The organism is Treponema endosymbiont of Eucomonympha sp. (genome assembly GCF_001028545.1).
Window position 1 is genome coordinate 1 of record NZ_BBPW01000678.1, and the last position, 437, is coordinate 437.

Annotated in this window: 1 rRNA gene; it reads right to left on the reverse strand. The window is 56.5% G+C overall.

The features are described 5' to 3' along the window. Window positions 1–437, reverse strand: a 23S ribosomal RNA gene (locus tag AWU74_RS12435); the annotation flags it as partial.

Below are 437 nucleotides of genomic sequence, written 5' to 3' on the forward strand. Positions count from 1 at the left end.
CACCCATGGCTGCCCGCACGGCCCCGCTCGCGCTCCCACACCCCCCGCCTAGCCTACAGATGATAACTACAATCCCCATAGTAAGTTGCGGGGAAGGTTCGCGGGGTCTTTCCGTCTAACTGCGGGTAACCGGCTTCTTTACCAGTATATACATTTCACCGCGTCTCGCGTTGAGACAGCGCCCAGAATCGTTACACCATTCGTGCGGGTCGGAACTTACCCGACAAGGAATTTCGCTACCTTAGGACCGTTATCGTTACGGCCGCCGTTTACCGGGGCTTCAATTCACAGCTACGCGTCTCCGCTAACCGCTCCTCTTAACCTTCCGGCACCGCGCATGCTTCACCACCTATACGTCTCCTTGCTGCTTATGCAGATGGCTGTGTTTTTGATAAACAGTCGCCTGGGCCTTCTCTGTTCCCCTCCTGACATTCCCC